Source organism: Haloferax mediterranei ATCC 33500, assembly GCF_000306765.2.
GTDB lineage: Archaea > Halobacteriota > Halobacteria > Halobacteriales > Haloferacaceae > Haloferax > Haloferax mediterranei.
Genome location: NC_017941.2, coordinates 2,590,255 through 2,613,641, shown reverse-complemented (window position 1 = coordinate 2,613,641; position 23,387 = coordinate 2,590,255). Strand labels below are relative to the sequence as shown.

The window sequence follows — 23,387 nt, the reverse complement described above, 5'->3', positions numbered from 1 at the left end:
TGAAGACCAATACCTCCGCACCTTCCTCCCGACTGCATTTTTCATTCGGTGAGTAGACGTGCTGCGCCATTCCGGTACGTATGGCCTTTTCGAGAGGCGTACCAATGTTCCCTGACCCAAAGGCACATTTACGCGCACACCTAAGTGCGTCCAATCACTGATGTCACGGAGTCCATCTCTCCCGGAACGCCCTCATCTCGATCTGGACCCCGAGATGTCGGATGCAGAGCGTCTCTCTGCACTCCGCCAGCACTTCGAACGCATGGTCGAGGTCAACCGAGAACTCACCCAGCGTCTCCAGACTGCTGACAACCGGCACGCCGAGTTGGTCGACGAGGTCGACCAGATGAAAGCACGCAACGAGGCCCTGAAGACGGCCTCGTACTACATCGCCACGGTCGAGGAGTTGACCGACAATGGCGTCATCATCAAACAACACGGCAACAACCAGGAAGTTCTGACCGAGTTCGCACCGAACCTACGCTACGACGACATCGAGCCCGGCGACCGCGTCGCCATCAACGACTCGTTTGCCGTCCAGACCGTCCTCGACGACGAGACGGATGCGCGGGCGCAGGCGATGGAAGTTGTCGAGTCGCCCACCGTCTGCTACGACGACATCGGCGGCATCGACGAACAGGTTCGCGAAGTCCGCGAGGCGGTCGAACAACCGCTCGAAAACCCCGAGATGTTCGAGGAAGTCGGCATCGACCCGCCCGCTGGTGTGCTCCTCTACGGTCCGCCGGGGACCGGGAAGACGATGCTCGCGAAGGCCGTCGCCAACGAAACGAACGCCTCGTTCATCAAGATGGCCGGCTCCGAACTCGTCCAGAAGTTCATCGGCGAGGGCGCGCGACTCGTCCGCGACCTGTTCAAACTCGCGGCCGAGCGTGAACCAGTTGTCATCTTCATCGACGAAATCGACGCCGTGGCCTCCAAGCGGACCGACTCGAAGACCTCCGGCGACGCCGAGGTCCAGCGGACCATGATGCAGTTGCTCTCCGAGATGGACGGCTTCGACGACCGCGGCGAGATTCGCATTATCGCGGCGACCAACCGCTTCGACATGCTCGACGAGGCGATTCTCCGCCCCGGTCGGTTCGACCGTCTCATCGAGGTCCCCAAGCCCGCCGTCGAAGGACGTCGCCGCATTCTCGATATCCACACCCGCGATATGAACGTCGCCGACGACGTGAACCTCGACGCGCTCGCGGATGAACTCGACGACTACTCCGGTGCCGATATCGCGTCGCTCACCACGGAAGCGGGGATGTTCGCCATCCGCGACGGCCGAACCGAAGTCACCGGCGTTGACTTCGATGCGGCCCACGAGAAACTTACGAACGTCGAAGAATCCGGAACGGGTCCCATCACCGGATTCACCGACTACCAGTACTAACACGTCTGCGTCTGCGTTTTCGACACCGGTTTCGGTTCGCTCGTCGGTGTTTCGGTAACTCGTCAGATAACTGCCGCTGTTATTGGGTCGGCGGTGCCGCGCCACCTATCTATGGAGTTTCGTCCGTCAGAACCGTTCTATATAGAGATATTCGCGGCTTTACTCTCACTCCGGGAGCGCTCATTCGTAACCCCCTTTTCCACCGACGCGAGAGTTCGGGCATGAACACGATTCGCGTCGTCCGCGGGGTCGGAACCGCCCCGACGGAGATGGCCTCCTACGATGCCGCCCTCGCCGCGGCGAACATCCACAACTACAATCTCGTCGCCGTCTCCTCGGTCGTCCCCGGCGACGCAACCGTCGAGGAAGTCGAGGTCGCACCCGACCTCGGCCCCGCCGGGAACCGACTAACCGTCGTGCAGGCCCGCCAGACGACTTCGACCCCCGGTGAGACCGCCGTCGCCGGTCTCGGCTGGGCGACCGGCTCCGGTCCGGGACTCTTCTACGAGGCGACCGGCACCAACGAATCTGCCGTTCGAAAAGCGGTCGTCGACGGACTCGACGCCGGGAAAGGGCTTCGTGACTGGTCGTTCGACGACGAACAGGTCGCACTCACCACGGCGGAACACGAGGACGACGGCTACACGACCGCGATTACGGTCGCAGCCTACGGGCAGAGCGAATCTATCTTCTGAGTCAGGATTCTCTGCCAGTTCCCGCCCTGAGTCCCCACCTCGAATTATGTGTCTCTCTCCCTGACATTCTCGAGCGTTGACCGACGTACTCATCAGGCGGTGTGAGAATCCTCACTCATGAGTGGGGACACACGCTCCGACCTCTCACCCGGTCGAGTAGCACTTATTTATGCCGCGTTCGGCTTTCTGTGGGTCGCCACGAGCGACCAGGTGGTCGCGAAGCTCCCCAACCAAGTCGTTCTCCAGACGGTGAAAGGGTGGTTGTTCGTCACTATCTCCGCGGTTCTCGTCTATGTCCTCGTCGACCGCAGCCACTCCAAACTGAGCCGAACGACCTCGCGACTCGAATCGACGCTCTCGCATACGAGCGTCCTCCACCGAATCCTCCGACACGACATCAGAAACGCCTGCATGTCGATTTTGGGCTACGCCGAGCTCATCGAACCGCAGGCGGACGCCCCCGAAAGTGTCGACCCTGTCGAAGCGATTCGAGCGCGTGCGAACCGGTTGGTCGAGGTGAGCGACGAAGTCGCACTCCTCCGTAGCGTCGAGTTAGCAGAGGGGACCGAAGTCGAAATTGACCTCTCCTGTGCGGTTGGCGATGCCGTCAAGGACTTCCGAACTGAACATCCACGTGTGGATGTCTCGGTGACAGCACCGGCAACACTGGTGGTACAGGCACACCCGGCGCTGCCACGAAGTATCACGGAACTACTCGAAAATGCCGCCATCCACTCGAATGGCGACGAGACAGCCGTCGATGTCACCGTGCAAAAAACCGCTGAAACGGCGCACGTCACTATCGTTGACGACGGTCCTGGTATCCCGGGAGCCGAACGCGACGCGCTCGACTCGGGGACCGAAACGCAACTGAGTCACACGAGTGGCGTTGGCCTCTGGTTGGTTCGCGCCATCGTCGATGCGTCCGGTGGGACCCTCGATATCGAGACCGGGGACGACCAGGGCACAGTTGTGACCGTCTCGATCCCCTGTTCGCCGTCGTAGGCACGCCGTCTTCGAGTTTCGACGTGCGGCACCCGACCCTGACCGACGACGCCTTTTTACACGTCCTTCCCGTAGCCCAGACGACTGATGAACGGGAACAACCCATATGCGGGCGCTCCCGGCGTACCTGGTGCCGGTCAGCCGTCGCAAGACCGCGAACTGACCGTCGAACAGATGGACTCGCTCCGGCGAGCGGTCGCCGGTATCGTCTCCCGGACGGAGTCGTATCTCCCCGAGGGGTTCGCCGTCGGGTCCGAACTTTCGACCGGGTCGGCCGGCCCACTAGCTACCGTCGCCGTACATCCTCCTGTCGGCCACCCCGTCAGCGCCGGGTTCTCGCCGAACGCCGACGACCTCGACGCTGGACTCACTGACGAGGACCGCGACGAAGTCGCACGTGGTCTCGCCGCCAGCGCCGCGTTCCAGGTGATGAGCGCCGTCGGCGACGACCTCACGCCCGCAGCTCGATAACAACGTTTGCCTCGCCCCGAGCGCACGCGGTGATTACTTCCAGCCGGCTGACTTCTGCCCGTCCCTGCCAGCCGGCTGACTTCTGTTCGTCCGGCTGATTTCCCCACGCCGAGTCTCGGCTACCGCTTTCTGTCGCCGCTTTGGCGCGCTATCACCGTACTAGAATCAGAACAATGCACTTTACGGATGGGACCGTAGGTGTGATATGGTTTCTCGTGTCGACTACGCGGACGAAATCGGACCAACGGCTATCATCATTGTCGGCCTCGTGTTGGTCCTCATCCCTGAACCGGCAACGTCCACCTTCGGCGCCGGATTAATGCTGTTCGGCGTGGCGTACTGGTTCTGGGAGTGGAACCGCCCTTGAATCGACAGCCGAGGACAACTGGTTCGTTAGACACTTCCGCGGCGACGATTTCGCCGAGCGTTGTCGCGGGTGTGCGATTTCCGCCCATCGAGTGACACCTCGGTCGCACTCGATGCTGGTGCCGTCGGCGTCGTCGGCGCGGCGACGAACAATCCGTAGGCGAGGACGGCGACCGAGATGAGACCGCTCACACCGACGACGAGCGAAATCGGAAGTTCGGTGAGCATCCCGACGGTGACGCCGAGGAAAAGCGGGAGCGGGAGCGTCGCGAGGATGGCGTCGTACCGCGTTGGCTCCGAGACGATGCTGTCGCTATGAGTTGTTTGTCTGCGCATGATACCACCATCAGACAGGTACGAACGTGAGAATATTATTCGTTTCGGCGCGCACAGCCATCTAACCCCGTACATCGGAGGCGTAGGTCGCAAACTGGATGTGTGGGGTGCAGACTGGACGCGTGAGTCGTTATTTGCCCCAGAAGGGGTCGCGACGGCGGTGCTTTTCGAGATAGCCCGAAAGTGCCTCCAGTTCGTCGGTCGGAATGTCGTCGCGGAGTTCCTGTTCGAGAATCTTCGCGTGCTTTTCGGGGAGTTCGATCCAGAGTTCGTCGCCCTCGTCTATCTGGCGGCCGACGGTCGGGCCGTCGATAGCGACACTGACGCGAGAGCCGGCGCGGGCGCTCGATACGTCTTCACCCTGTTCTTGAATCCCCGAGAGTTGGCCGACGCGAGTCGGCTCGCCGTCTTCCCACTTCATGACGTTCATGTTGTTCTTTATCGTCCCGGCCATGATTTCGACGCCGACGACGGCGGGGTTGTTCTGGCGGAAGACGTGGTCTTTGAGGATGCGGAAGCGACACGGTCGGACGATTTTGTCGAGAATCGTCTCCTGTTGGGCGCGCTTCATCTCGTCGACGTACTCCTTGTACTCATCGACGAGTTGGTAGATAACGTCGTCTTCGAACAGTTTGACGTCGTTTTTGTCGAGTTCGTCTTCGGCGTTCGAGAGCACGTCCACGTTGAATCCGAGGATGACCTCGTGCTCCGGTTCGCGGGCGGTCGATGCGACGGCAACGTCGCGCGGGGCGACGTCGCCGACTTCGGCGCGGAGGATGGGGACTTCGGCCTCTTGGAGCGCGTTCGCCATTGCTTCGAGGCTGCCGAGCGTGTCCGCCTTGACGACGACACCCTCCTCTTCGGTGGTAACTTCGATGTCGGCAAGTTCGGCTTCGACCTCGCGGATGACCTCGTCGGTGTCGCGGTCGCCGACGACGCGAACCGGCGCACCGGCCATCGCGTCTTCGAGGTCGGGAGCGGCGATTTTGATACCCGCCGCGGCGCGGACTTCGTCGACCTTGTCGAACCGCTTTTCAGTTCGGATTTCGGCGTTCGGTCGAGGCTGGAGGAGCGCGCGGACTTCGGTCACGATGGGGTCGTTCGCGCCGCCGACGACGATAGTGTCGCCCGCGTGAATCGTCCCGTCGTAGAGGACCACGTCGAGGGTTGCACCGAATCCGCGTTCTTCCTTGACTTCGAGGACGGTCCCGGAACCGGGACCGGCCACGTCGATGGCCATCTCGTCTTTCATGTACCGCTGCGAGAGGCCCATGAGAACGCCGAGGAGGTCCGGAATCCCCTCGCCGGTCAGCGCGGAGACGGGGACGACACCGATGTTCGACTGGAAGTTCTGGACGCGCCAGTAGAAGTCGGACGAAAAGCCCATATCGGAGAGTTCGCCGATAATCTCGTACAGTTTTTCGTCGAGTTTCGACCGGGCGCGCTGGGACTGTGCCTCGTAACTCTTCTGGATGGGTTCTCCCTCCTGTGGGTTCCATCCCGGTGTCGTGTCGATTTTGTTCGCGGCCACGATGAACGGCGTTCCCGTTCGTTTGAGGATGTCGATTGCCTCCTCGGTCTGTGGCTGGAAACTGTCGTTTACGTCGACCACGAGAATGGCGATGTCGGCGAGGGCACCACCACGCGAACGAAGCGTGCTGAACGAGTGGTGTCCCGGCGTGTCGATAAACAACAGTCCCGGCAGGTCGAAGTCCTCGGGCTTGACGAGGCTGCCTGCCATCTGCGAGACTGTGTCTAACGGGACCGCGGTCGCGCCGATGTGCTGGGTGATGGCACCGGCTTCACCCTCGCTGACGGCGGACCCGCGAATCTTGTCGAGAAGACTCGTCTTCCCGTGGTCCACGTGGCCGAGGACGGCCACGATAGGTGTGCGAAGCGTATCGGATTGTGACGTCGAATCAGTGTCGGACATGGAGAATCGCCCCGGAGAAAGCTCTTACCGGAATCGAGTCGGTGACTCAAGTTAAGTCCATCGTCACGCCCGTACGCATGGAAACCAAATTCTAGTGTGACAATTGTTATCGTAATAGCTCGCTGTTGACGCGTCGGTCGCTCGTCAGACGTGCCCGTGTCGTTTATGTGAACTGGCGAGGAAGGAGTGTGTATGGCCGACATACTCGCCGAGAACCTCTCCGGAAAGGCCGTCATGGGGTCGGACGGAACGGAACTCGGGATGCTGTACAACATCACGATGAACATGAAGTCGGGAGAACTCGACGACCTGCTCGTCCGACCGAACGAGGAAGTCGCCCCCGGCCGCGTCCCATTCGACCAAGACGAAAATGGTCGATTCCGCATTCCGGTGAATCGCGTGCAGGCAGTCAAAGACTACATCGTCGTCCAACGGTAAGTTTTCAATGCGGATCCTCGACGCTTCTGCTTTCATCCACGAGTATCATACCGAAGACGAGACGGCTTCGATTCCGCTCGTCAAGGAGGAACTTACCGGCGAGCATGCCTTCCGCTTCGACGCCCTCGAAGGCGCTGGCATGTACGTCCACATCCCCGGACAGGGTACCGTCGATAAGGTACTTCGAGCCGCTGGCAAGACCGGCGACAGGGATGTGCTCTCCGAGACCGACGCGCGTCTCATCGCCGCCGCGTTCGAACTCGATGCGACGCTCGTCACCGACGATTACGCGATGCAAAACGTCGCCGAACGGCTCAACGTCGCCGTCGAAGTCATCGCACAGGACGGCATCGCCGAGCAACGAAACTGGAAGTTCCAGTGCCAAGGCTGTGGACGCGAGTTCGACGAGAACAAAGACCGCTGTCCCATCTGCGGGATGGACCTGTCGCGGAAGAATCCGGCGTAACCTATCGTTCGCGCGTTTTACGCCAGCCCGGTCGCCTGCGCGTAACTCACCAGGAACTGCACCGCGTTGAACAGGCCGTGGACGACCGCGGCCACGAGCAAGTTCCCACTTTTCTCGTAGACGACCGCGAGCACGCTTCCGAGGAGGAACACCATCGCCAGCGAGACGTACATCCCTTCGCCCGAGAAGGACCACAAGTGAATCGACGCGAACACGAGACTCGACAGGGCGATGGCCGGCATCGGACCCCAGAGTCGGCGGAGTTCGCCGAAGGCGATGCCGCGGAAGATGAGTTCCTCGGCGGGGCCGACGAGGACGATAGTGACGACGGTGAGATAGAGGAAGTACACCGGACTTTCTCGGCCTTGTTGCGCAATGACGCTGTTACCGCTCTGGATACCGAGGACGTTCATGAGCGCCGTTGCACCGAGATAGACGCCGACGACGGCGACGAGGCCGCCGCCAATCCAGAGTAGGTCACGTCGGGTCGGCCAGTCAAAGCGGACGAGACGCCAGTCGTCACGGGCCGCGAGGTAACCCACGCCGACGACACCGAACCCGACGAACTGTCCGGCGCTGGAGAGCGCGCCGACGAGCGGGTCCGTCTGTGGGAGGAAGTTGATTGCAAATCCTTTTGCGAGTGACCCGAATGTCGCGCCGACGATGAGCGCGAGGGCGACGACGATGATGATGCCACCGTACGTCTGGAGGTGGTCTCCGGAGGACCCGGACGCACGGGCGGAGTCGTGTGCCATTGGCCTTTCTTCGTAATCGTGTCGGATAACCGATTCGGGTCGATTACGATTTTCATTCGGCACCTCTGGATTTGAACCCCGTTGACCGCTGGAGACGTGGTTATGGCTGGCTTTGGTTCGAGAGCTGACGACGACACCTCGAAAGCCCCCGCGACGAGCGCTCGGGGGCCTCCGTGCGCTCCTCGGCCTTCGGCCTGCGGTGCTACTGTCGGCCGCCTTCGTGCTCGTCGCGGCCCCTTTCAGTCCCACCCGTGGATTGCTCGGTTAGTTGTCGCTCGTAGAGTAGCCGGCAGTCGTCGCTCGTGGATTGGCAGGCGGCCGTCGCCGAAAAACAGCCCGTCGATGTCGCGTCCGGCGGTTTCGTCTACTCGATGACGAGTCGCTCTTTCTCGGCAACTGCGTCGGCTTCCTCGAAGTCGCCGCCGCCGAGGAGACCGCGGGCGGCGCGTTTGCCCCACTCGACGGCCGGTTGGACGAAGGTGTCCACGTTAGCGAGTTCGCCGTAGAGGACGCAGGCTGCTTCCATCGCGTAGAGCAGTTCGCCGAGGCCGTACTCGTCCACGCGGTCGATTTCGATGCGGACGTTCGGGCGACCGGCGGCGGCGAGGCTGGCTTCGGTCGCCTCGAACTCGGCGTCGAGAAGTTCGCCGAGCGAGGAGCCGCCGAGGTACGCGAGACCGTCGAGGTCGGTCTCGGGGATGGCCACGTCTTCGCGTTCGGTCGCGCGGACGAGCGTCACGAGTTTGTCGCGCGGCCCGGCGCGGTACAGTTGGAGTTGCGAGTGCTGGTCGGTCGCGCCGAGTGCGCGAAGCGGCGTCTGGCCGAGACCGTCCTTGCCGAGCGATTCGGCCCACAGTTGCGCGAACCACTCGGAAAACGTTTCGAGGGATTCCGCGTAGGGCATCATCGCGTTCTGGAGCATGCCGCGCTCGGCGAGGGCGTAGGAGACGGCTCCGTAGGCGTAGGCGGGCGAGTCAAACAGCGAGTCGGAGAGTTGGGCTTCCTGTGCGGCCGCGCCTTCCAGAATCGCGTCGATATCGTGGCCGCAGATTGCCGCGGCGGCGAGACCGACCGTCGAGAGCACCGAGAAGCGTCCCGGCACGCCGTCGGGAACGGAAAGCGAGGGGAGGTCGTGTTTCTCGGCGAGGTCGCGGAGGTTGCCTTCCTCGCCGGTCGTGACGAAGGTTCGGTCGGCCCAGTCGACACCGGCGTCGGCCATCGCTTCTTGGACGACGAGGAAGTTGGCCAGCGTCTCGGCGGTCGTGCCGGACCGGGAGACGACGTTGACGACGGTCGAAGCGAGGTCGAGCGAGTCGAGGAGTTCTTCGACCGCTTCGGGGTCGACGTTGTCGAGGTAGTAGGCGTCCACGTCGCTTTCGAGAGCGTCGGTGAGCGTGGCCGCGCCGAGGGCGCTCCCGCCGATACCGACCGTGACGACGGCGGATGGGTCGTCGAACCGGCTCACTGCGTCGCGAATCGCGTCGGGGTCGGTTCGGCTCGGGAGGTTCAGCGCCTCGTAGCCGTGTTCGCTCGCCTCGCGGCCGCGTTCGATTCGGTCGTGAGCGTCCGCGACGCGCGCGTCGAGTCGTTCGAGTGTCTCGCGGGAGACACCGTGGACCGTTGCGGTGTCGAGAACGTTCCCGAGGTCTACCTGCATACTGGATGGCGCGTCCCCCGGCGTCAAAACGACACCGGTCGCTTTAATCGCGGCCGCTTCCAAGGGGCGACCAATGGCAGACGACTACGGCGGCGTCATCGGCGCGTTTCCGTACGCGTTTCGGCACAGCGAGTCGTGGCTGTTCAAGTGCTACGTCCTCGCCGGTGCCGTCGCGACCGGTATCGTCTCGTTGCTCGTCGTCTTCGGACTCGTGGTCCTCATCGGCGCCACGGCGGGCGTTCCCGGTGGCTCGCTCACCCTCTCGCGGTCGTTCTACATCCTCGTTGGACTGTTTATCGTCGCACCGCTCATCGCCCCGATACTGTTCGTCGCGCGGCGACACCGAAAAACCGGCTCCGACCGCCGGTACGACCTCACGCTCGCGCTTTCGGGCTTCGTGTTCATGGCGTCGGTATACGTCGGTCTGGTTGCGTCGGTTCCTGCTGAGTTGCAGACGCCGGTCGGCCAAACGACCGGTTCGGTGGCCGTTCTGTTCGTCAACTTCCTCTACGACCTTCCGGCCATCTACGGTCTCGTCCCGCCGGTCGTCTGCGCGCTGGGTATCTACGGCGTTCACCGACTGCTCCGGTGAGAGTCGTAGGACGCTGTGGAGCCGTCTTTCTGTTTGAATCCTCGCGCCGCTGTCTGAAACGGACTCCTTCCCCTTCTCAGCCAGCCACGCCCGCGAGTTTGTCGCGGTATCGGTAGACGACCGCCGACGCGCCGAGTCCCGCGACGACGAGAACGACCATCGTGCTGTAGTTCGCCGCCTCTGCGCTCTGCCCCGCGGCGGCCGCCAACGCGAACGTCGGGAGGCGGCCGACGGCGACGAGGACGACGAGCGTCCGCAGTCGAATCGGGGAGAGACCGGCGAGCGCGCAGAGCGCGTCGTCGGGGAACGTCGGCAAGAGAAAGAGAACGAACAGACCGGCGACACCGCGGTGCTCGGCGAAGTCGTCGAACCTCTCCAGAATCGCGTCGTCGACGAAGCGCTCGACGGCCGGGCGGCCGAACCGACGCGCGAGAAGGAAGACGACGACGCTCCCGGTCACGACGCCGACCATGCTGTAGACAGTCCCGACGACTGTCCCGAAGAGATAGCCGCCGACGGCCGCGAGCGCCTGTCCGGGGATGGGTGCGAGTATCACCTGCACCGTCTGGATACCGACAAACACCAGCGGGGCGAACGGCCCCGCCGCGGAAACGGCCGACTGAATCCACGCCGGGTCGGTAAGTGAGGGTGCGAACTCGGCAATTACGAGGACACCTGCACCGAGCAGAATCGCAACGACCCCGAGTCGGACGAGCGCCGCAGTCCGCGCTCTCGCGGAGTCGAACACGCGGCGAGTCACAGTAACGAGAAGGTCTTGAGACGGGCGTTAGTCGCGTACTTTTTCAGGTACTGTCGCGCGGACGTTCGTGTCCCGCGGGCGACGGTTCGCCCGGCGCGAATCGCGTCCAAGATGTCGGCGGTCGAAATCGGCTCGTTCGCTGGCTTGACCGAGACCATCGTGTGTGCCTGTCCGACCAGCGAAGCTCTGTGCGCATCGCTCCCAGCCGTGCCCGGAAGTCCCTGCCGTCGGGCGTATCGTCGCGCCTGCCCGTTTCTGAATCCGGTGAGCGTGTGCGCATTGTAGACCTCGATGGCGTCAACGTCGCGGATATCCCGGCGAGACGCCCCGTGTCGGAACGTCTGAAACGGATGCGGAACGACCGCGAGTCCCCCCGACTCGCGGACTGACCGTGCCGTCTCGACAAGTTGCCGTCCTCGCTCCGGTGGTTCGTCGATGCCGAGCGCGAGAAGGTGGCCGTCCGCCGTGGTGACTTCGACGCCGGGTACGACTCGGACGCCGTATTCGTGGGCGATTTCGAACGCCCGCGAGAGCGACCCGACCGAGTCGTGGTCAGTGATTGTGACGGCGTCGAGACCGACCGCCGAAGCGCGGGCCAACACCGTTTCGACCGACATCTCGCAGTCGTAGGACGCGTCAGTGTGGACGTGAAGGTCGACTGCAAGAGTTGTCTTATCGCGTCCACCACTGTCTTCCCTGCTGTTGCTGTCCGCTTCGTCGGGCTTCTGTCCTGTCATAGCACGCCGAATTCGAGCGCGAGACAGCCTGCAACCGCAATGGAACCGGCGATGCCGACGAGAACGTGACCAGCGTCGGTTTTGTACGCCTTGTAGTCGGAAGTCATGAGCGGGCAGACGGCGACGATAGTCGCGCCGGCAACCCACCCGTTCCACATCGGCACGAACTGAAAGAGGAAGTAGTTCGCCAGCACCACGAGATGCGTGTGGACGACGGTCGTCCCGTGGTAGTACGAGGTTCCGGACTCGTCGCCGAACCCTTCGCTATTGTGCCGGATGAGGCGAAGGCCGCCGAAGGAGAGGACGACGAACCCGACGACGGCGCTCACGACCGCGTTCGGCGCGAGCGCGATATGGTACAGAAGCGCCGCCGACACGAGGTACGTGAAGATGTCGATGAAAGAGTCGATTTGGCGGCCGAACGCCGACGTGGTTCCCGTCTTTCGGGCGTAGTAGCCATCCGCCTTGTCGAAGACGAATCCGACGAGGACGGCCATAATCGCCCAATTCGGCTCGTTCGACACGAAGAGGATTGCCCCGACCCACGCCCAAAAGAGCGCGCCCAAACTCAACCAGTCCGCGGTGCCGAGCCGCGAAATCATGTTCTCTCCCGTCGAGGACCGCACAATCTCACTCGCTCGCGCGTCAATCGCATTCACCCCGCCACGAAGCGTTGACCTGAGTTCGTCCGTCATGCCTGTCTACCTGACATACCCGGCCGATAGAGTATAAAGTTAATCGCTATAGTATATATAAAATTGAAATCTATATACAAATGTCCCCGGATGAAGCACTCTGTGGTGAACAGAGTGTTCTGTGCCACTCAGAGTGGTCGATTACGCATAGAGGACTCTATACTGCTGGTTAGCGCTCGGTGACGCGCTGTCGACGCCACGGCCCGATACGGTAGTACGACCGCGTTCGCTCCACGCGGAAGTCGTTGGACTCGAACGTCCACTGCGATGGTCGGTTGTCGCGGGCGACGAGTGCGTGGACGGTCTCTGCGCCTTGTTCGTCGGCCAGCGAAACCGCCTCCGAGACGAGCGTCGTGGCGATGCCGCGATTCCGTGCCGACGGCGCGACGAACACCCTTCGGATGTACCCGCCGGAAAACGTCACGTCCGTCTCCAGCGGGTGGATGCGATACGTCAGGCCCGGGTCGCCGAGAAAGAGGTAGCCGACGAGCGAGTCGCCATCAACCGAGTCGTCACCGAGTGAGTCCCCACCAAACGAGTCACTGTCGACCGTATCGGTGTCGAACGCACACACCGCCCGCTCGTCGTCGCGGAGTTCGGCGAATGCGTCGTATGTCTGTTCGTGCACGCGTGCGTCATCGGAGTCGAGTGCGCGAACTTCGACGCCGGTCGGCGGGTCGCGGGTCGCCTCTAGTTCGCTCGTGTGGACGACGTATTCGTCCATCTGGGTCGCCGTCAGACCGTGTGCCTTCAGTGCGTCGTAGACGCGGTGTGCCGTCTCGGTTCGGGTCAACCGCCAGAGCGCGGGCATCGTTCGTCGGGTCGAAGGCGGGCGAGAAAAGCGCACCGCCGGCGTGCACACGAGTGCCAAAGGCCGTCGTCAGCGCCCGAAACGGGGAAAAGGCACGATGGCATACACCGGGTGATGACCGAGTCCGAACGAACGGGAACGTATCTCGTAACTGCGGCCGACGAGGAGTCGGCAGTGTTGAAAGACGTTCAGTCCGGGCAGGTACACGCGCTTTCTTCGAACCCCGGCGTCTCCGAGGAGGAAGCCGTCCGCGGTACCGTCGCACCCGACCCGCCGATGAACGTCTCGTGGCAACTCGTGGAGGTCGAATCCCGCTGGTCTCTCTCCGTAGAGCACTCGTCGGAGTCGCCGACGACCAACTCACGAAATATCGCCAGCGACAACCCCGACGGCGAACTCGTCCGGAAAGAGCGGGCGGGAATCGGTGAGATTCACGTCCTTTCTGTCCCCGACGACATGACCGAACAGGCCGTCGAAGACATCCTCGACGACCGCGAGGGACTGCTCTCGCGGGCCGCCAGACTCGAAGTCAATCGCGTCGAAATTCGCTCCCAACCGGGTGTCGTCGCGGTTCGATACATGCCCTAAGTCGCGTCGGAACGCCAGTCTAACGCTTCGCTATCGCTGATTTGCGGTCGATGATTTGGGACCGTCGGCACTCTGGACGCACCAGCCGCCGTTGACGGTCCCCTCGCGTTCGACGAACTCGATTTCGGTTTCCTCGCCGAGTGTCGTCGCTCCTTCCGGTTCGAGTGCTTCGACGCGGAGTGTCAGTGTAAGCGCGTCACCACAACACCCGACATCGAGGAACTCCTCCCATTCGTCGCCCGGAACCGCTTCCTCGTGGACCCGTTTCAGGTAGTTCACGAAGCGGTCGGCGGTCAGTTGGTCGTAACCCCACGCACTGAGTTCGTCCGGAAAGGAGACGACGACGTTCGTCGCCGTCGATTCGGTCGCCATAGCTCACGATTATTGTTCAATGACTATGGGGTTGTCGCGGGTTCGTTACCGCCTCGTCAGACCGACCCTCGGGGAAATCCTATCGCGGATAAGAAACCTTATTCGGCATCGCTCAGGACCGCAACCCATGGTTGAGTTTACGGTACCGGAGGTAGACTACACCCGGTACACGAATCGCCAACTCGCGGCTGTCCCCCTCGCGGTACTCGCGGTGGCCTTGTTGGTCATCGGAGGGTGGTACGCTGCGACTGGTGCACCGGTGGACCCGGGCGTCGATTTCACCGGTGGCACTGAACTCCGTATCGCAACGGATGCCCCGCAAGAGGAAGTCTCTACAGCCTTCAATACCCCTCCTGAGTCGATTCGCTCTGTCGCCGCAGACGGGACGTACGTCGTGACCTTCCAGTCCGGCAGTGCATCGACGACCGAACTCGAACAGCAAGCCGAGGCAGCGGGCTACGAAGTCCGCTCTATCGACGCCGTTTCGGCGAGCTTCGGGTCCGACACGCAACTGCTCGCACTCGGCGGCGTCGCCGTCGCGTTCGTCGGCATGAGCGTGCTCGTGTTCGCGATGTTCCGGTCGTTCGTTCCCTCTATCGCCGTCGTCATCTCGGCGTTCTCCGACATCGTCATTCCGGTGGCGCTGATGAATCTCCTCGGCATCGAACTGTCGCTCGGGACCGTCGCAGCACTGCTCATGCTCATCGGTTACTCGGTCGACTCGGACATTCTCCTGAACAACCACATCCTTCGTCGGTCCGGTGACTTCTACGAATCCACCGCCCGCGCCATGCGAACTGGTGTGACTATGACGCTCACATCTATCGCGGCGATGGTCGTCATGACCATCACGGCGACGCTGTTCGGTATTCAGCTGCTCGCCGCTATCGGGACGGTCCTCGTCTTCGGTCTCACCGCCGACCTGATGAACACCTACATGCTCAACGTGACGCTCCTTCGCTGGTACAAGTTCGAGGGGGTGGCCCGATGAGCACGTTCCGAGACAACTGGCGGGTCATCTTCCTCGTCGTGGCCATCCTGGTTTCGACGTTCGCCCTGTTCTCACCGACGATTGGCTCCCAACCCACCGTCGGCGAGGACAATAGCATGACCAACCTCAAATACGGTCTGCAACTCGATGGTGGGACGCGCATCCGCGCCCCGCTCGTCGGTATCACAGCCGAAGATGTCGAGTTCAACAACGAGTCTAAACGCGTCATCGAACAGCAGGTCGCCGCCGAATTGGACGGTGCCGACGCGGCCGACGTTATCGCTCGCTTCGGCGCGGAATCCAACACCGTCGAAGTGACCATCGAGAACGTCACGACCGACGAGTTGAGCAGCGCCCTCGATGCCGCGGGATATGCCCACGGCGAAGTTAGAGACGGCGTCACCGAGACGACGCGGGCCGAGACGGTTCGTGTCCTCCAGTCGAAAATCAACGAAGCCGGTCTCTCCGGCGGGACGGTTCAACAGGTGACCACGGCGACGAACGACCACTTCGTCCTCGTCGAGGTCCCGAACCGCGACCGACAGGACGTTATCGACCTCGTCGGCGAGCGTGGGACTGTCCAGATAGACATTTACTACCCGACCACGCAGAACGGCTCGCGGGTCTACGAGACACGCGAAGCAGTTCTCACGCAGTCGGACTTCACGTCCATCGGGACCGCACAGGAACCGCAGGCCGGCGGCGGCGCGTTCGTTCCCGTCTCGGTCCGTGACGAACCTGCACCCGGCTTCCAGCAGGCCACTGTCGAAACCGGCGTCGCACAGCCCGGTGGGTCGCGGTGTACCTACATGGAAGAGGGCGGGAAGAACTCGACTGAGCCGTGCCTCCTCCTCGTCGTCAACGGCGAAGTCGTCAACGCGTTCGGGATGCAGGCCAGCCTCGCCGACAGTATGCGCTCCGGCGAGTGGGCCCAAGCACCGGGCTTCCAACTCTCGACGCGCAACATCTCCGAAGCACAGGAAATCGCTATCAACCTCCGCGCCGGTGCGCTTCCGGCCAAGCTCGACCTCTCGGGTGAAGACGGCGGCACCTCGTCGTACATCTCCCCGAGCCAGGGTGAGAGCTTCAAGACCGACTCGCTCATCACGGGTATCGTCGCCGTCCTCGCCGTCGCCGGCGTCGTCTTCATTCGGTACGGCAAGCCGCAGGTCGCACTCCCGATGATTGTCACCGGCCTCTCCGAGGTGTACGTCCTCCTCGGCTTCGCCGCGGCAATCGGCTACCCGCTCGACCTTTCTGTCATCGCCGGGTTCATCGCCGTCATCGGGACCGGTGTAGACGACCTCATCATTATCGCCGATGAGGTGATGGCCGAAGGGTCGGTGAAGTCACGCAAGGTCTTCCGGTCTCGCTTCCGTCGCGCCTTCTGGGTAATCGGCGCTGCTGCAGCAACGACTATCATCGCGATGAGTCCGCTCGCCGTGCTCTCGCTCGGCGACCTGCAGGGCTTCGCTATCTTCACCATCCTCGGTGTCATCGTCGGTGTGCTCGTCACGCGCCCCGCCTACGGTGACATTCTGCGTCTCCTCCTGACCGAGGACCGCTAACGCCGCTCAGCGGCATCAGACCCTTTTCGAACGTCTCACTTCTCCGTTTCTCCGCTCCGTACTCAAAAACCGTGACTGGCAGGCCTCTAGACTCTACATAGGTATCGTGTGTTGATTATTCTAACATTGGTATACTCTCCGACAGAATCATATAGAGCGTCCCAAAACTATTGATTGAAGCGACCATTGAAAAACCGCCGCCCGTCGGTAATCACGGTGTACATACTCCAATTATGGAAGACACTCCTCTTCGACACGACGACTCGGACGCGACAACGACGACGCGGACGGAGAACCCGGGAGCAAACCTCTCGACAGACGACGTGGAGTATACGGCAATCGTCGCACCTTACGACGATGCCCCAGACGAATGCACCATCTTCCCCGCTGGTCTCACCGAGGCCGAGATGATGACGACGTGGGTCTCCGCACAGGAGGGCGCGTACGTCTCACTCGAAGCGATGCGATAGTTCTCCGCTCTCGCGTAGCGCAACCCACCACGATTCTGGTTTTTGCGGACTCGGTTCAGAAATCGCCCAGTGACGACTGTTCGTGTGCGGCCAACAGGTCGGCGCACGTCGACCACGACTTCCGAGCGCAGTCCGGGAGAATGCCGTGTTCGCGGACGAACTCGCGCAAGAAATCGCGGGTTGTCTGGTCGCTCGGATAGCCACTGCCGACTTCGCCGTACTCGTCGGCGATGGCCGCCACGCGCCGGTCGCGTTCGACCTTTGCAACGATACTCGCTGCGCCGACGATAGCGTGTTCGTCGTCGGCACGGTGCTGGGCGTGGACCTCGACAGACGCGCCCGCTTCGGCCACCCCGTCGCGCACGCGTCGCCCGAACCGGGATTCGCTCACGTCGCCCGCGTCGCAGACGAGTTCGTCGTCGTCGGCCGCGACTGCGGCGGCCGCTTCGACCTGCGCCCGAACGGTAAGCAGGTTCATATCCGTCTCGGGGTCGTCGATGGTCGCGGGTTCGATGAATGCGACGCCGACCGCGATGTCGTCCCGCTCGCGGAGTTTCGCGGCGAGTTCCTCGCGCCGGACGGGTGTGAGTCGCTTCGAGTCAGCGATTCCATCAGGTAGCGCCTCCGGGTCCGCCCGGACCGCTGCGGCGACCATCGGACCCAATACGGGTCCCTTTCCGGCCTCGTCGACGCCGATTCGCATACTTCGTCGGGTGTTGGGGTGAGGGATTAGAGATTGCGGTCTGCGATTTGCTGTTCAGTCCTTGAAGAACTCGTCGTCCTCGAATGGTTCGTCCTCGCCTTCCACCGCAATCACGTCGAGCGCGGTAACGACTGCGCCCGTATCGAGGATACCTGCAAGACTCGGGTTCGTTCGGCCTTCGTCGCCGGAAACGAGTTCTTTGATGTAGAGTCCGCCTTCGCCGTGAATCTCGACGGTGGCGTGTCGTTCGTCTTCGAGGTCACCGGTAGCGTCGTAGACGTGTCGCGTGCGTGTGAGACTCGCGCGCCGGTGGTCGACGCGATTCGGCGTGTACTGCTCGATGGTCGCGCCGGTCAGTTCGTCCAGCGCGGCTTGGAGGTCCTCGTTGGTCACGTCGTCGTCGAATTCGACGGCGGCGCGGTACTGCTTCGATGCATCGAGTTTCTTCACGCGCTCGACCATGTCGTAGGTAGCGAGGCGAAGCCCTTCGACTTCGATTTCGCCTTCGGCCATCGCGTTGATGTCGCCTTCGAGTTGTTCGGCATCGACGTTTCGGCGGCGAGGTTCCATGATTTCGACGACGAACGGGCGGCCCGTTCCGAGCATCAGGGCGTCGACGTCCTCGCGGCCCGCGCCGTGGAACTTCGCGTCGACACCGTCCATCACGTCCATCACGACGGGGGCGACGAAGCCCTCGACGCTGTCCTCGTAGAGGTAGCCGGACCCGCCGCAGTAGTCACACGGCTCTTTGCCCTTGTAGCCGGAGCCGTCGCACTCGCGGCAGGGCCACTCGGTCTGCGGAATGTCGCGTTCGAGTTTGCGGTAGCGACCGTAGACGAACGCGGAGTTAATCTGCGCCTCCACGGTGTCGGCTTCGATATCGAGAAGGAACTGTACGTCCGGCCGGGTGAAGTCCACCTCGGTGCCGGTGAGTCGCCCGACGCGCTTTCCGACTTCGCGGTTGAACTCGGATTTGAACAGTTCGCCAGCGTCTTCGGGAAGTCCGGCCCCTTCGCGCAGGAGGATTTCGTTTTCTTCGACCAGCGGCGGCGCTCGCGTCCCGACCTGGTACGTCTCGACTTCAACGTCTTCGATGGCCGCGGCGCAGCGTTCGGCCCACTCGTCGAAGTGTGCACAAGCGCCTTCGCAGACCCAGCAGGCTTCGGTCTCGACCGCTTCGTAGGGTTCGTCCGCGTCGAGGGCGGCAGCGATTCGAAGCGACTTCCCTCGTTCGGCGTTCGTCAATCCGAAACTGCGGTCGGCGAACACCCTGCCCAGACAGGCGTCACAGACCGGCCCGCTCTCGGCGAGCGCTCGCGCGTCCTCGAGGATACTCATGTTCGGTGTCTATCGGGGCGCGCGTAACTACCTTACTTTGTTCGCTTGCTGGTGTGATGGAAGTCAATAATCTGAAATGCTTGTTCAGTCCATGAGGCATTTGTGAACGAACACCAAGTCAGGTGCTATCTCGACTCCGAGAAAATTCATGTACGGAGAGGTGGTAGGCGCTTCAACACCTGGGTCCAAGGTCGATATCTCGTGTCTATCGGAACACAAACACATCGGAATCTCGCATTGTTCGCTACGCTCGCGGTTCTCTGGGGGACATCATTCATGGCTATCGAAGTCGGGCTTGATGTGCTTCCACCTGCACTCTTCGCCGCGCTTCGCTACGACGTTGCGGGTGCCGTCCTGTTCGTCTACGGTCTGCTCGCCGCAGAGGACTGGCGACCCCGCGGTCGCGACGAGTGGATTGTCGTCGCCGTCGGCGGCGCGTTGCTTATCGGGGCGCACTTCGCGCTCCTGTTTTCCGGTCAGCGCTACGTGACAAGTGGCGTTGCCGCAATCGTCCTTAGTCTGTCTCCGGTTCTGACGCCGCTTTTCGCCTTCTCGATGCTCCCCGAAGAGCGACTCGACGCGTTCGGCTTCCTCGGCGTCTTCTTGGGTCTCGCTGGCACCGTCGTTATCGCCCTCTCATCGGGGTCGGTCGGCGGCCAACTCATCGGCGTCGTACTGCTTTTCCTCGCCGCTGCGAGTTGGGCGTTCGGCTCCGTTCTCGTCAAACGCCTCCCCGGAAATCCGCCGGTCGTCCCGATGCAGGCGTGGATGATGCTCCTCGGTTCGGGCATGCTCCACATCGTCAGCCCGATTCTCGGCGAACCGGGGCTTTCGACCGTCGAGTGGTCACCGCTCGTCGTCGGCTCGCTGCTCTTTCTCGCGGTGCTGTGCAGCGCGGTCGGCTTCATCATCTACTTCGTCCTCTTGGACCGCATCGGCGCGGTAGAAATCAGCCTCGTCAACTACGCCGTCCCCATCGTCGCCGCCGTCAGCGGGTGGGTGTTCCTCGACGAGCATATCGGTCCCGCAACCATCTCCGGATTCTTCCTCATCCTCACCGGATTCGCGTTCATGAAACGCGCTTCCCTCCAGCCGGTCGTCTACCGCCTTGGCATCCGCGCAGGCATCATCACGCCGGATTCGGTGTTTAACCCCGACGGCGTGCCCGCTGACGACTGAAGAAATCTCTGTTCCGGCCTCGATTTAATTCGGACCTAACTCGGATTCTGGATTTGATTCTACAGGCGGTTCAAGGCGAGTGCCTCGGGGCTTGACCCCGAGGGTGAAGCCGACAGTGGCCGACCAGCCGCCGGGTTGTTTCTCCCTTCCCACAGGCCCACGGTATCGAAACACTCACTTCGAGCGAATCAGAATGAGTGTGTATGGGTCAGACAGAGATGGAATGTTACCCGACTGTCCGTGACCGGGGACAGGTCACGATTCCCGAAGATGTGCGCGAACCGCTCGGTATCGAGCCGGGCGACCGAATCAAACTCACTGTCGAACGACTGGACTAACTCAGATGGACGTAACGCTTCGCTGTCGTGCGTATCCCGACGAGGAAACCGCCAGCGAAGCGTGGCGTCACATCGAAATCCATCGACAGATACGAAACCACGCCATCCGCGACTACTACTCACACGACTACGGAAACCGGCCAACCGCCTACGACCAGCACCGCAAACTCACCGGCTGGAAACAGCGGTGGCCGCTCTTTTCGGAAGTTTCGGCACACGCCGCCCAACAGACTGTTTCGGAGATACACAAGAACGTCGAGACACAGAAGGGTCGGCGGGAAAACGGCCACAAGACGGGGCGGTTGAAGTGGCAGGGAAGCGGCGACTGTCGGTCAGTCGCGTATCAGACCGAAGGCTTCGACGTGAATCACACCACGGGCCAAGACGAGTACGCCACTGTTCGACTCTCGAAAATCGGCAACATCCCGATTCGAGCGCACCGAGAGCTTCCCGCGACCGAGAACATCAAGCGCGTCGTGTTAAAGAAGGAGCGAACTGGCGACTGGTTTGTCTGTCTCGTCACGGAACGCCCGGACGAGGACCTTCCCGAAAAACCCGACCCCAGTACGCTCGACCCTGCCGACTGCGTAGGGGTAGACCTCGGGATTCTCTCGTATATCCACACCAGCGACGATACGGCGGTGGATATGCTCGACCTGTCCGACGAGTACGACCGCTACGGGCGCGAACAGCGGAAACTCGACCGCAAACAGCACGGCTCGAACAACTGGGAGAAACAACGGCAGAAGGTCGCTGCGGCGAAGCGGCAAATCAAACGGAAAGTGCTGGACTATCAGCACAAACTCACGACGTGGCTGGTCCGAAAGTACGATTTGGTGGCCGTCGAGGATTTGGACGTAAAGCCGATGCTGGAAACCAGCCAGAATGCCAAGAACAAGCAGGACGCCGCATGGTCGCGGTTTCTGGACCTCTTGGAGTACAAAGCCGACCTGCATGGCACTCACGTCGTTCGAGTCAAACCAGCAGGAACGACCAAAGAGTGTTCGGAGTGCGGTGTGGAAACGTCAAAGCCACTCTGGATTCGAGAACACTCTTGTCCGGCGTGCGGTCACACCGAGGACAGGGACCTGAACGCGGCGAAGAACATCCTTTCTCGCGGTCGCTCACAGATAGGGGCGGGACGCTCCGAATCAACGCCTGTGCAGACTGCGCTCCCTACGGGACCCCTTTCGGTTCCTGCAAAGCGCGTCGTAGAAGCAGGAAGCCCCGAGGCTTGACCTCGGGGTGGGTTCACTGCTGCTGTCTCAGCGGTCGTTATCGAACGAACTGGATAGACTGGTCGTACTGAACCGTATCGATTCCAATCTTCGCAGAAAAAACGTCACCAAGTATCGACGGAGAGAGTCGCTTACTCGCTGTCGGTCGTCGTAGAGTTCGTCGTCGTGGTCTCGTTGCCGGTTGTCGTAGTCGTCTCGTTGGACGTGGTCGTCGTCGTGCTGTTGACCGCCGTTTCGTTGGTGGTCGTCGTCACGGTTTCGTTCGTCGCCGTCTCGTTAGACGTGGTCGTTTCGTTGGTGGTGGTCTCCTCGGTGGGAACCTCGTGCGTGGCGAGGACGGACTCGGTGCCCGCTTTGTCGACCCAGACGACCTCCACGGTCGATCCGGCTTCGGCGGATTCGGTTTCGATGAAGTTACCCACCGAGATGGGGTACGCCTGCGTTTCCTTGTCGTCCGCGACCCACGTCGTGGCTCGCTCGCCGTCGACGGTCACGTACACTTCCGTAGTGTTCTCATCTTTGATTTCGTCGCCGCCCATGTGGACAACGCGGAGAACACCGTCTTTGGTCTTGAAGCTGATGTCGGGATTCGGAACTGGCACGGACTCGCTCGTGCCCGTCGCCGACGAGTTATTTTCCGACCCGGCTCCGGGCCCAGACCCACCGCCGAGACAGCCAGCGGTGGTGAGGAGGGCTCCTGCAGCAGTGACGCTTTTGAGGAAAGTTCGTCGTTCCATACAGTCTCTCTTTCGAGGATGTATAAATGTCTTATACTTTATATTTTGGTTGATGATAACCCTCAACACGGACAATTTTATCAATATCGAAAATGGGGACTTAGAGTAAACCGGCCTGTCCGAGTATCCACAGCGCGGCGAGTGTCGTGGCCACACCCAGTGCCACTAACAGAATCATAATCAAAACGACGGCAGCGATGAGGAAGCGACGGTCTGCTTCGACGGCTTCGCGTGATGGGTCTTCGTAGCGTGCTTCGAGGAGTCGAACGTTCCGCGCGTTCGCCTTCCAGACGGCGTCGAACACGTCACCGACCAGCGGCAACGAACCAACGGTCGAATCAAGGAGGATATTCCCGAACATTCGGGCAAGCGTCGCTCTGGGAACGCCAAGCATCGCGGCCTCGACGAGGATGTACGCGGAGAGCGCCGCTGCCGTCGCGTCGCCGATACCCGGAACGAGTCCCAACAACGGGTCCAGTCCGATACGATAGTTCGTCCCCGGAATCTCGAACGCTTCGTCGAGATAGAAACTCACGGTGTGGAGTCGGTCGAGTGTGGCTTCGGGTGTGGAACCGGACGCGATGGTGTCGAGGTCGGCACTGGCGTTGACTCTACTATCGTCGAAGTCGACGATGGTGTCTGGTTCCAGTGGCTCGTCGTCGTCGCCCGCGGGGGTGGTCGCTCCGGCCGAATCCGTCGAATCGTTCACACGCGACGAATCACGTGGCTCGGACTTGAGCGTGGTGTCA

Annotated in this window: 28 protein-coding genes; 15 read left to right on the top strand and 13 right to left on the bottom strand. The window is 61.9% G+C overall.

Annotated elements, in window-relative coordinates:
• Positions 1 to 160 precede the first annotated feature (160 nt).
• From pan2 to HFX_RS20075, 5 genes are all read left to right on the top strand, one after another.
• Positions 161 to 1,399, top strand: a complete 1,239-nt coding sequence (pan2, locus tag HFX_RS13245; RefSeq protein WP_004059423.1) for a proteasome-activating nucleotidase Pan2 — start codon at positions 161 to 163, stop codon at positions 1,397 to 1,399.
• 221 nt (positions 1,400 to 1,620) lie between these two features.
• Positions 1,621 to 2,094: a pyruvoyl-dependent arginine decarboxylase gene (locus tag HFX_RS13240; RefSeq protein ID WP_004059425.1), complete on the top strand. Its 474-nt coding sequence runs from the start codon at positions 1,621 to 1,623 to the stop codon at positions 2,092 to 2,094.
• A gap of 117 nt (positions 2,095 to 2,211) precedes the next feature.
• Positions 2,212 to 3,099, top strand: a complete 888-nt coding sequence (locus HFX_RS13235) for a sensor histidine kinase (RefSeq protein ID WP_004059426.1) — start codon at positions 2,212 to 2,214, stop codon at positions 3,097 to 3,099.
• Between the two features lie 87 nt (positions 3,100 to 3,186).
• Positions 3,187 to 3,570 (top strand): DUF5811 family protein, encoded by a 384-nt coding sequence (locus tag HFX_RS13230; RefSeq protein WP_004059428.1) that lies wholly within the window; start codon positions 3,187 to 3,189, stop codon positions 3,568 to 3,570.
• A 205-nt stretch (positions 3,571 to 3,775) separates the two neighbouring features.
• Positions 3,776 to 3,937, top strand: coding sequence for a hypothetical protein (locus tag HFX_RS20075; RefSeq protein WP_004059429.1), 162 nt, complete (start codon positions 3,776 to 3,778; stop codon positions 3,935 to 3,937).
• A gap of 26 nt (positions 3,938 to 3,963) precedes the next feature.
• Here the strand turns inward: HFX_RS20075 and HFX_RS13225 are convergent, their stop codons facing one another.
• Together HFX_RS13225 and infB are read right to left on the bottom strand one after the other, a co-directional pair.
• A complete protein-coding gene (locus HFX_RS13225) occupies positions 3,964 to 4,272 on the bottom strand; it encodes a hypothetical protein (RefSeq protein WP_004059430.1) in 309 nt (102 codons plus the stop codon).
• Between the two features lie 130 nt (positions 4,273 to 4,402).
• Positions 4,403 to 6,205: a translation initiation factor IF-2 gene (gene infB / locus HFX_RS13220; RefSeq protein ID WP_004059431.1), complete on the bottom strand. Its 1,803-nt coding sequence runs from the start codon at positions 6,203 to 6,205 to the stop codon at positions 4,403 to 4,405.
• A gap of 192 nt (positions 6,206 to 6,397) precedes the next feature.
• Here infB and HFX_RS13215 point away from each other — a divergent pair, with 192 nt between their 5' ends.
• Together HFX_RS13215 and HFX_RS13210 are read left to right on the top strand one after the other, a co-directional pair.
• Positions 6,398 to 6,643: a PRC-barrel domain-containing protein gene (locus HFX_RS13215; RefSeq protein WP_004059432.1), complete on the top strand. Its 246-nt coding sequence runs from the start codon at positions 6,398 to 6,400 to the stop codon at positions 6,641 to 6,643.
• A 7-nt stretch (positions 6,644 to 6,650) separates the two neighbouring features.
• Complete coding sequence (locus HFX_RS13210; RefSeq protein WP_004059433.1) at positions 6,651 to 7,109, top strand: NOB1 family endonuclease; 459 nt, start codon at positions 6,651 to 6,653, stop codon at positions 7,107 to 7,109.
• A 17-nt stretch (positions 7,110 to 7,126) separates the two neighbouring features.
• On the opposite strand, the gene HFX_RS13205 is transcribed toward HFX_RS13210, so the two are convergent.
• Both HFX_RS13205 and HFX_RS13200 read right to left on the bottom strand, forming a co-directional pair.
• Positions 7,127 to 7,864, bottom strand: coding sequence for a CPBP family intramembrane glutamic endopeptidase (locus HFX_RS13205; RefSeq protein WP_004059434.1), 738 nt, complete (start codon positions 7,862 to 7,864; stop codon positions 7,127 to 7,129).
• A 364-nt stretch (positions 7,865 to 8,228) separates the two neighbouring features.
• Complete coding sequence (locus HFX_RS13200; RefSeq protein WP_004059436.1) at positions 8,229 to 9,521, bottom strand: hypothetical protein; 1,293 nt, start codon at positions 9,519 to 9,521, stop codon at positions 8,229 to 8,231.
• Between the two features lie 73 nt (positions 9,522 to 9,594).
• On the opposite strand from HFX_RS13200, the gene HFX_RS13195 reads away from it, so the two are divergent.
• On the top strand, positions 9,595 to 10,113 hold the full coding sequence (locus tag HFX_RS13195; protein ID WP_004059438.1) for a hypothetical protein: 519 nt from the start codon (positions 9,595 to 9,597) through the stop codon (positions 10,111 to 10,113).
• 76 nt (positions 10,114 to 10,189) lie between these two features.
• Here the strand turns inward: HFX_RS13195 and HFX_RS13190 are convergent, their stop codons facing one another.
• The 4 genes from HFX_RS13190 to HFX_RS13175 form a co-directional block, all read right to left on the bottom strand.
• The gene (locus HFX_RS13190) at positions 10,190 to 10,873 is read right to left on the bottom strand and encodes a TVP38/TMEM64 family protein (protein ID WP_004059439.1); all 684 of its coding nucleotides are present in this window, start codon (positions 10,871 to 10,873) and stop codon (positions 10,190 to 10,192) included.
• Complete coding sequence (locus HFX_RS13185; protein WP_004059440.1) at positions 10,870 to 11,610, bottom strand: CehA/McbA family metallohydrolase; 741 nt, start codon at positions 11,608 to 11,610, stop codon at positions 10,870 to 10,872. The genes HFX_RS13190 and HFX_RS13185 overlap by 4 nt, the downstream gene beginning before the upstream one ends.
• A complete protein-coding gene (locus tag HFX_RS13180) occupies positions 11,607 to 12,305 on the bottom strand; it encodes a CDP-alcohol phosphatidyltransferase family protein (protein ID WP_004059442.1) in 699 nt (232 codons plus the stop codon). Before HFX_RS13180 ends, HFX_RS13185 begins: the two co-directional genes overlap by 4 nt.
• Before the next feature lie 169 nt (positions 12,306 to 12,474).
• Positions 12,475 to 13,116 (bottom strand): GNAT family N-acetyltransferase, encoded by a 642-nt coding sequence (locus HFX_RS13175; RefSeq protein ID WP_004059443.1) that lies wholly within the window; start codon positions 13,114 to 13,116, stop codon positions 12,475 to 12,477.
• 114 nt (positions 13,117 to 13,230) lie between these two features.
• On the opposite strand from HFX_RS13175, the gene HFX_RS13170 reads away from it, so the two are divergent.
• Complete coding sequence (locus HFX_RS13170; protein WP_004059444.1) at positions 13,231 to 13,704, top strand: DUF5812 family protein; 474 nt, start codon at positions 13,231 to 13,233, stop codon at positions 13,702 to 13,704.
• A 30-nt stretch (positions 13,705 to 13,734) separates the two neighbouring features.
• Here HFX_RS13170 and HFX_RS13165 read toward each other — a convergent pair whose 3' ends face one another.
• Positions 13,735 to 14,076, bottom strand: coding sequence for a hypothetical protein (locus HFX_RS13165; protein WP_004059445.1), 342 nt, complete (start codon positions 14,074 to 14,076; stop codon positions 13,735 to 13,737).
• Between the two features lie 127 nt (positions 14,077 to 14,203).
• Between HFX_RS13165 and secF the strand changes: the two genes are divergently transcribed.
• The 3 genes from secF (at position 14,204) to HFX_RS13150 (ending at position 17,105) form a co-directional block, all read left to right on the top strand.
• A complete protein-coding gene (gene secF, locus HFX_RS13160; RefSeq protein WP_004059446.1) occupies positions 14,204 to 15,067 on the top strand; it encodes a protein translocase subunit SecF in 864 nt (287 codons plus the stop codon).
• Positions 15,064 to 16,635 (top strand): preprotein translocase subunit SecD, encoded by a 1,572-nt coding sequence (secD, locus tag HFX_RS13155; RefSeq protein WP_004059447.1) that lies wholly within the window; start codon positions 15,064 to 15,066, stop codon positions 16,633 to 16,635. The genes secF and secD overlap by 4 nt, the downstream gene beginning before the upstream one ends.
• Before the next feature lie 233 nt (positions 16,636 to 16,868).
• Complete coding sequence (locus HFX_RS13150) at positions 16,869 to 17,105, top strand: DUF7511 domain-containing protein (RefSeq protein ID WP_004059448.1); 237 nt, start codon at positions 16,869 to 16,871, stop codon at positions 17,103 to 17,105.
• Between the two features lie 55 nt (positions 17,106 to 17,160).
• Here HFX_RS13150 and rnhB read toward each other — a convergent pair whose 3' ends face one another.
• The gene (rnhB, locus tag HFX_RS13145) at positions 17,161 to 17,808 is read right to left on the bottom strand and encodes a ribonuclease HII (protein WP_004059449.1); all 648 of its coding nucleotides are present in this window, start codon (positions 17,806 to 17,808) and stop codon (positions 17,161 to 17,163) included.
• A gap of 54 nt (positions 17,809 to 17,862) precedes the next feature.
• Positions 17,863 to 19,146 carry a tRNA pseudouridine(54/55) synthase Pus10 gene (locus HFX_RS13140; protein ID WP_004059450.1) on the bottom strand — a complete coding sequence of 428 codons (1,284 nt, stop codon included), beginning with the start codon at positions 19,144 to 19,146 and terminating at the stop codon, positions 17,863 to 17,865.
• A gap of 201 nt (positions 19,147 to 19,347) precedes the next feature.
• Here HFX_RS13140 and HFX_RS13135 point away from each other — a divergent pair, with 201 nt between their 5' ends.
• The 3 genes from HFX_RS13135 (at position 19,348) to HFX_RS13130 (ending at position 21,901) form a co-directional block, all read left to right on the top strand.
• The gene (locus HFX_RS13135; RefSeq protein ID WP_014732421.1) at positions 19,348 to 20,325 is read left to right on the top strand and encodes a DMT family transporter; all 978 of its coding nucleotides are present in this window, start codon (positions 19,348 to 19,350) and stop codon (positions 20,323 to 20,325) included.
• A gap of 218 nt (positions 20,326 to 20,543) precedes the next feature.
• Complete coding sequence (locus HFX_RS19200; protein WP_231512863.1) at positions 20,544 to 20,663, top strand: AbrB/MazE/SpoVT family DNA-binding domain-containing protein; 120 nt, start codon at positions 20,544 to 20,546, stop codon at positions 20,661 to 20,663.
• Positions 20,664 to 20,668: 5 nt separating this feature from the next.
• Complete coding sequence (locus HFX_RS13130) at positions 20,669 to 21,901, top strand: RNA-guided endonuclease InsQ/TnpB family protein (protein WP_004059454.1); 1,233 nt, start codon at positions 20,669 to 20,671, stop codon at positions 21,899 to 21,901.
• A 131-nt stretch (positions 21,902 to 22,032) separates the two neighbouring features.
• Here HFX_RS13130 and HFX_RS13125 read toward each other — a convergent pair whose 3' ends face one another.
• Entirely contained in the window at positions 22,033 to 22,638 is a 606-nt protein-coding gene (locus HFX_RS13125) for a twin-arginine translocation signal domain-containing protein (RefSeq protein ID WP_004059460.1), read from the bottom strand.
• A gap of 100 nt (positions 22,639 to 22,738) precedes the next feature.
• Complete coding sequence (locus tag HFX_RS13120) at positions 22,739 to 23,347, bottom strand: DUF4112 domain-containing protein (protein WP_004059462.1); 609 nt, start codon at positions 23,345 to 23,347, stop codon at positions 22,739 to 22,741.
• Positions 23,348 to 23,387: the final 40 nt, after the last annotated feature.

Coding starts and splice junctions, on each gene's coding strand:
- pan2 (WP_004059423.1), top strand. CDS start 161: ATGTCACGGAGTCCATCTCTCCCGGAACGCCCTCATCTCGATCTGGAC.
- HFX_RS13240 (WP_004059425.1), top strand. CDS start 1,621: ATGAACACGATTCGCGTCGTCCGCGGGGTCGGAACCGCCCCGACGGAG.
- HFX_RS13235 (WP_004059426.1), top strand. CDS start 2,212: ATGAGTGGGGACACACGCTCCGACCTCTCACCCGGTCGAGTAGCACTT.
- HFX_RS13230 (WP_004059428.1), top strand. CDS start 3,187: ATGAACGGGAACAACCCATATGCGGGCGCTCCCGGCGTACCTGGTGCC.
- HFX_RS20075 (WP_004059429.1), top strand. CDS start 3,776: ATGGTTTCTCGTGTCGACTACGCGGACGAAATCGGACCAACGGCTATC.
- HFX_RS13225 (WP_004059430.1), bottom strand. CDS start 4,272: ATGCGCAGACAAACAACTCATAGCGACAGCATCGTCTCGGAGCCAACG.
- infB (WP_004059431.1), bottom strand. CDS start 6,205: ATGTCCGACACTGATTCGACGTCACAATCCGATACGCTTCGCACACCT.
- HFX_RS13215 (WP_004059432.1), top strand. CDS start 6,398: ATGGCCGACATACTCGCCGAGAACCTCTCCGGAAAGGCCGTCATGGGG.
- HFX_RS13210 (WP_004059433.1), top strand. CDS start 6,651: ATGCGGATCCTCGACGCTTCTGCTTTCATCCACGAGTATCATACCGAA.
- HFX_RS13205 (WP_004059434.1), bottom strand. CDS start 7,864: ATGGCACACGACTCCGCCCGTGCGTCCGGGTCCTCCGGAGACCACCTC.
- HFX_RS13200 (WP_004059436.1), bottom strand. CDS start 9,521: ATGCAGGTAGACCTCGGGAACGTTCTCGACACCGCAACGGTCCACGGT.
- HFX_RS13195 (WP_004059438.1), top strand. CDS start 9,595: ATGGCAGACGACTACGGCGGCGTCATCGGCGCGTTTCCGTACGCGTTT.
- HFX_RS13185 (WP_004059440.1), bottom strand. CDS start 11,610: ATGACAGGACAGAAGCCCGACGAAGCGGACAGCAACAGCAGGGAAGAC.
- HFX_RS13180 (WP_004059442.1), bottom strand. CDS start 12,305: ATGACGGACGAACTCAGGTCAACGCTTCGTGGCGGGGTGAATGCGATT.
- HFX_RS13175 (WP_004059443.1), bottom strand. CDS start 13,116: ATGCCCGCGCTCTGGCGGTTGACCCGAACCGAGACGGCACACCGCGTC.
- HFX_RS13170 (WP_004059444.1), top strand. CDS start 13,231: ATGACCGAGTCCGAACGAACGGGAACGTATCTCGTAACTGCGGCCGAC.
- HFX_RS13165 (WP_004059445.1), bottom strand. CDS start 14,076: ATGGCGACCGAATCGACGGCGACGAACGTCGTCGTCTCCTTTCCGGAC.
- secF (WP_004059446.1), top strand. CDS start 14,204: ATGGTTGAGTTTACGGTACCGGAGGTAGACTACACCCGGTACACGAAT.
- secD (WP_004059447.1), top strand. CDS start 15,064: ATGAGCACGTTCCGAGACAACTGGCGGGTCATCTTCCTCGTCGTGGCC.
- HFX_RS13150 (WP_004059448.1), top strand. CDS start 16,869: ATGGAAGACACTCCTCTTCGACACGACGACTCGGACGCGACAACGACG.
- rnhB (WP_004059449.1), bottom strand. CDS start 17,808: ATGCGAATCGGCGTCGACGAGGCCGGAAAGGGACCCGTATTGGGTCCG.
- HFX_RS13140 (WP_004059450.1), bottom strand. CDS start 19,146: ATGAGTATCCTCGAGGACGCGCGAGCGCTCGCCGAGAGCGGGCCGGTC.
- HFX_RS19200 (WP_231512863.1), top strand. CDS start 20,544: ATGGAATGTTACCCGACTGTCCGTGACCGGGGACAGGTCACGATTCCC.
- HFX_RS13130 (WP_004059454.1), top strand. CDS start 20,669: ATGGACGTAACGCTTCGCTGTCGTGCGTATCCCGACGAGGAAACCGCC.
- HFX_RS13125 (WP_004059460.1), bottom strand. CDS start 22,638: ATGGAACGACGAACTTTCCTCAAAAGCGTCACTGCTGCAGGAGCCCTC.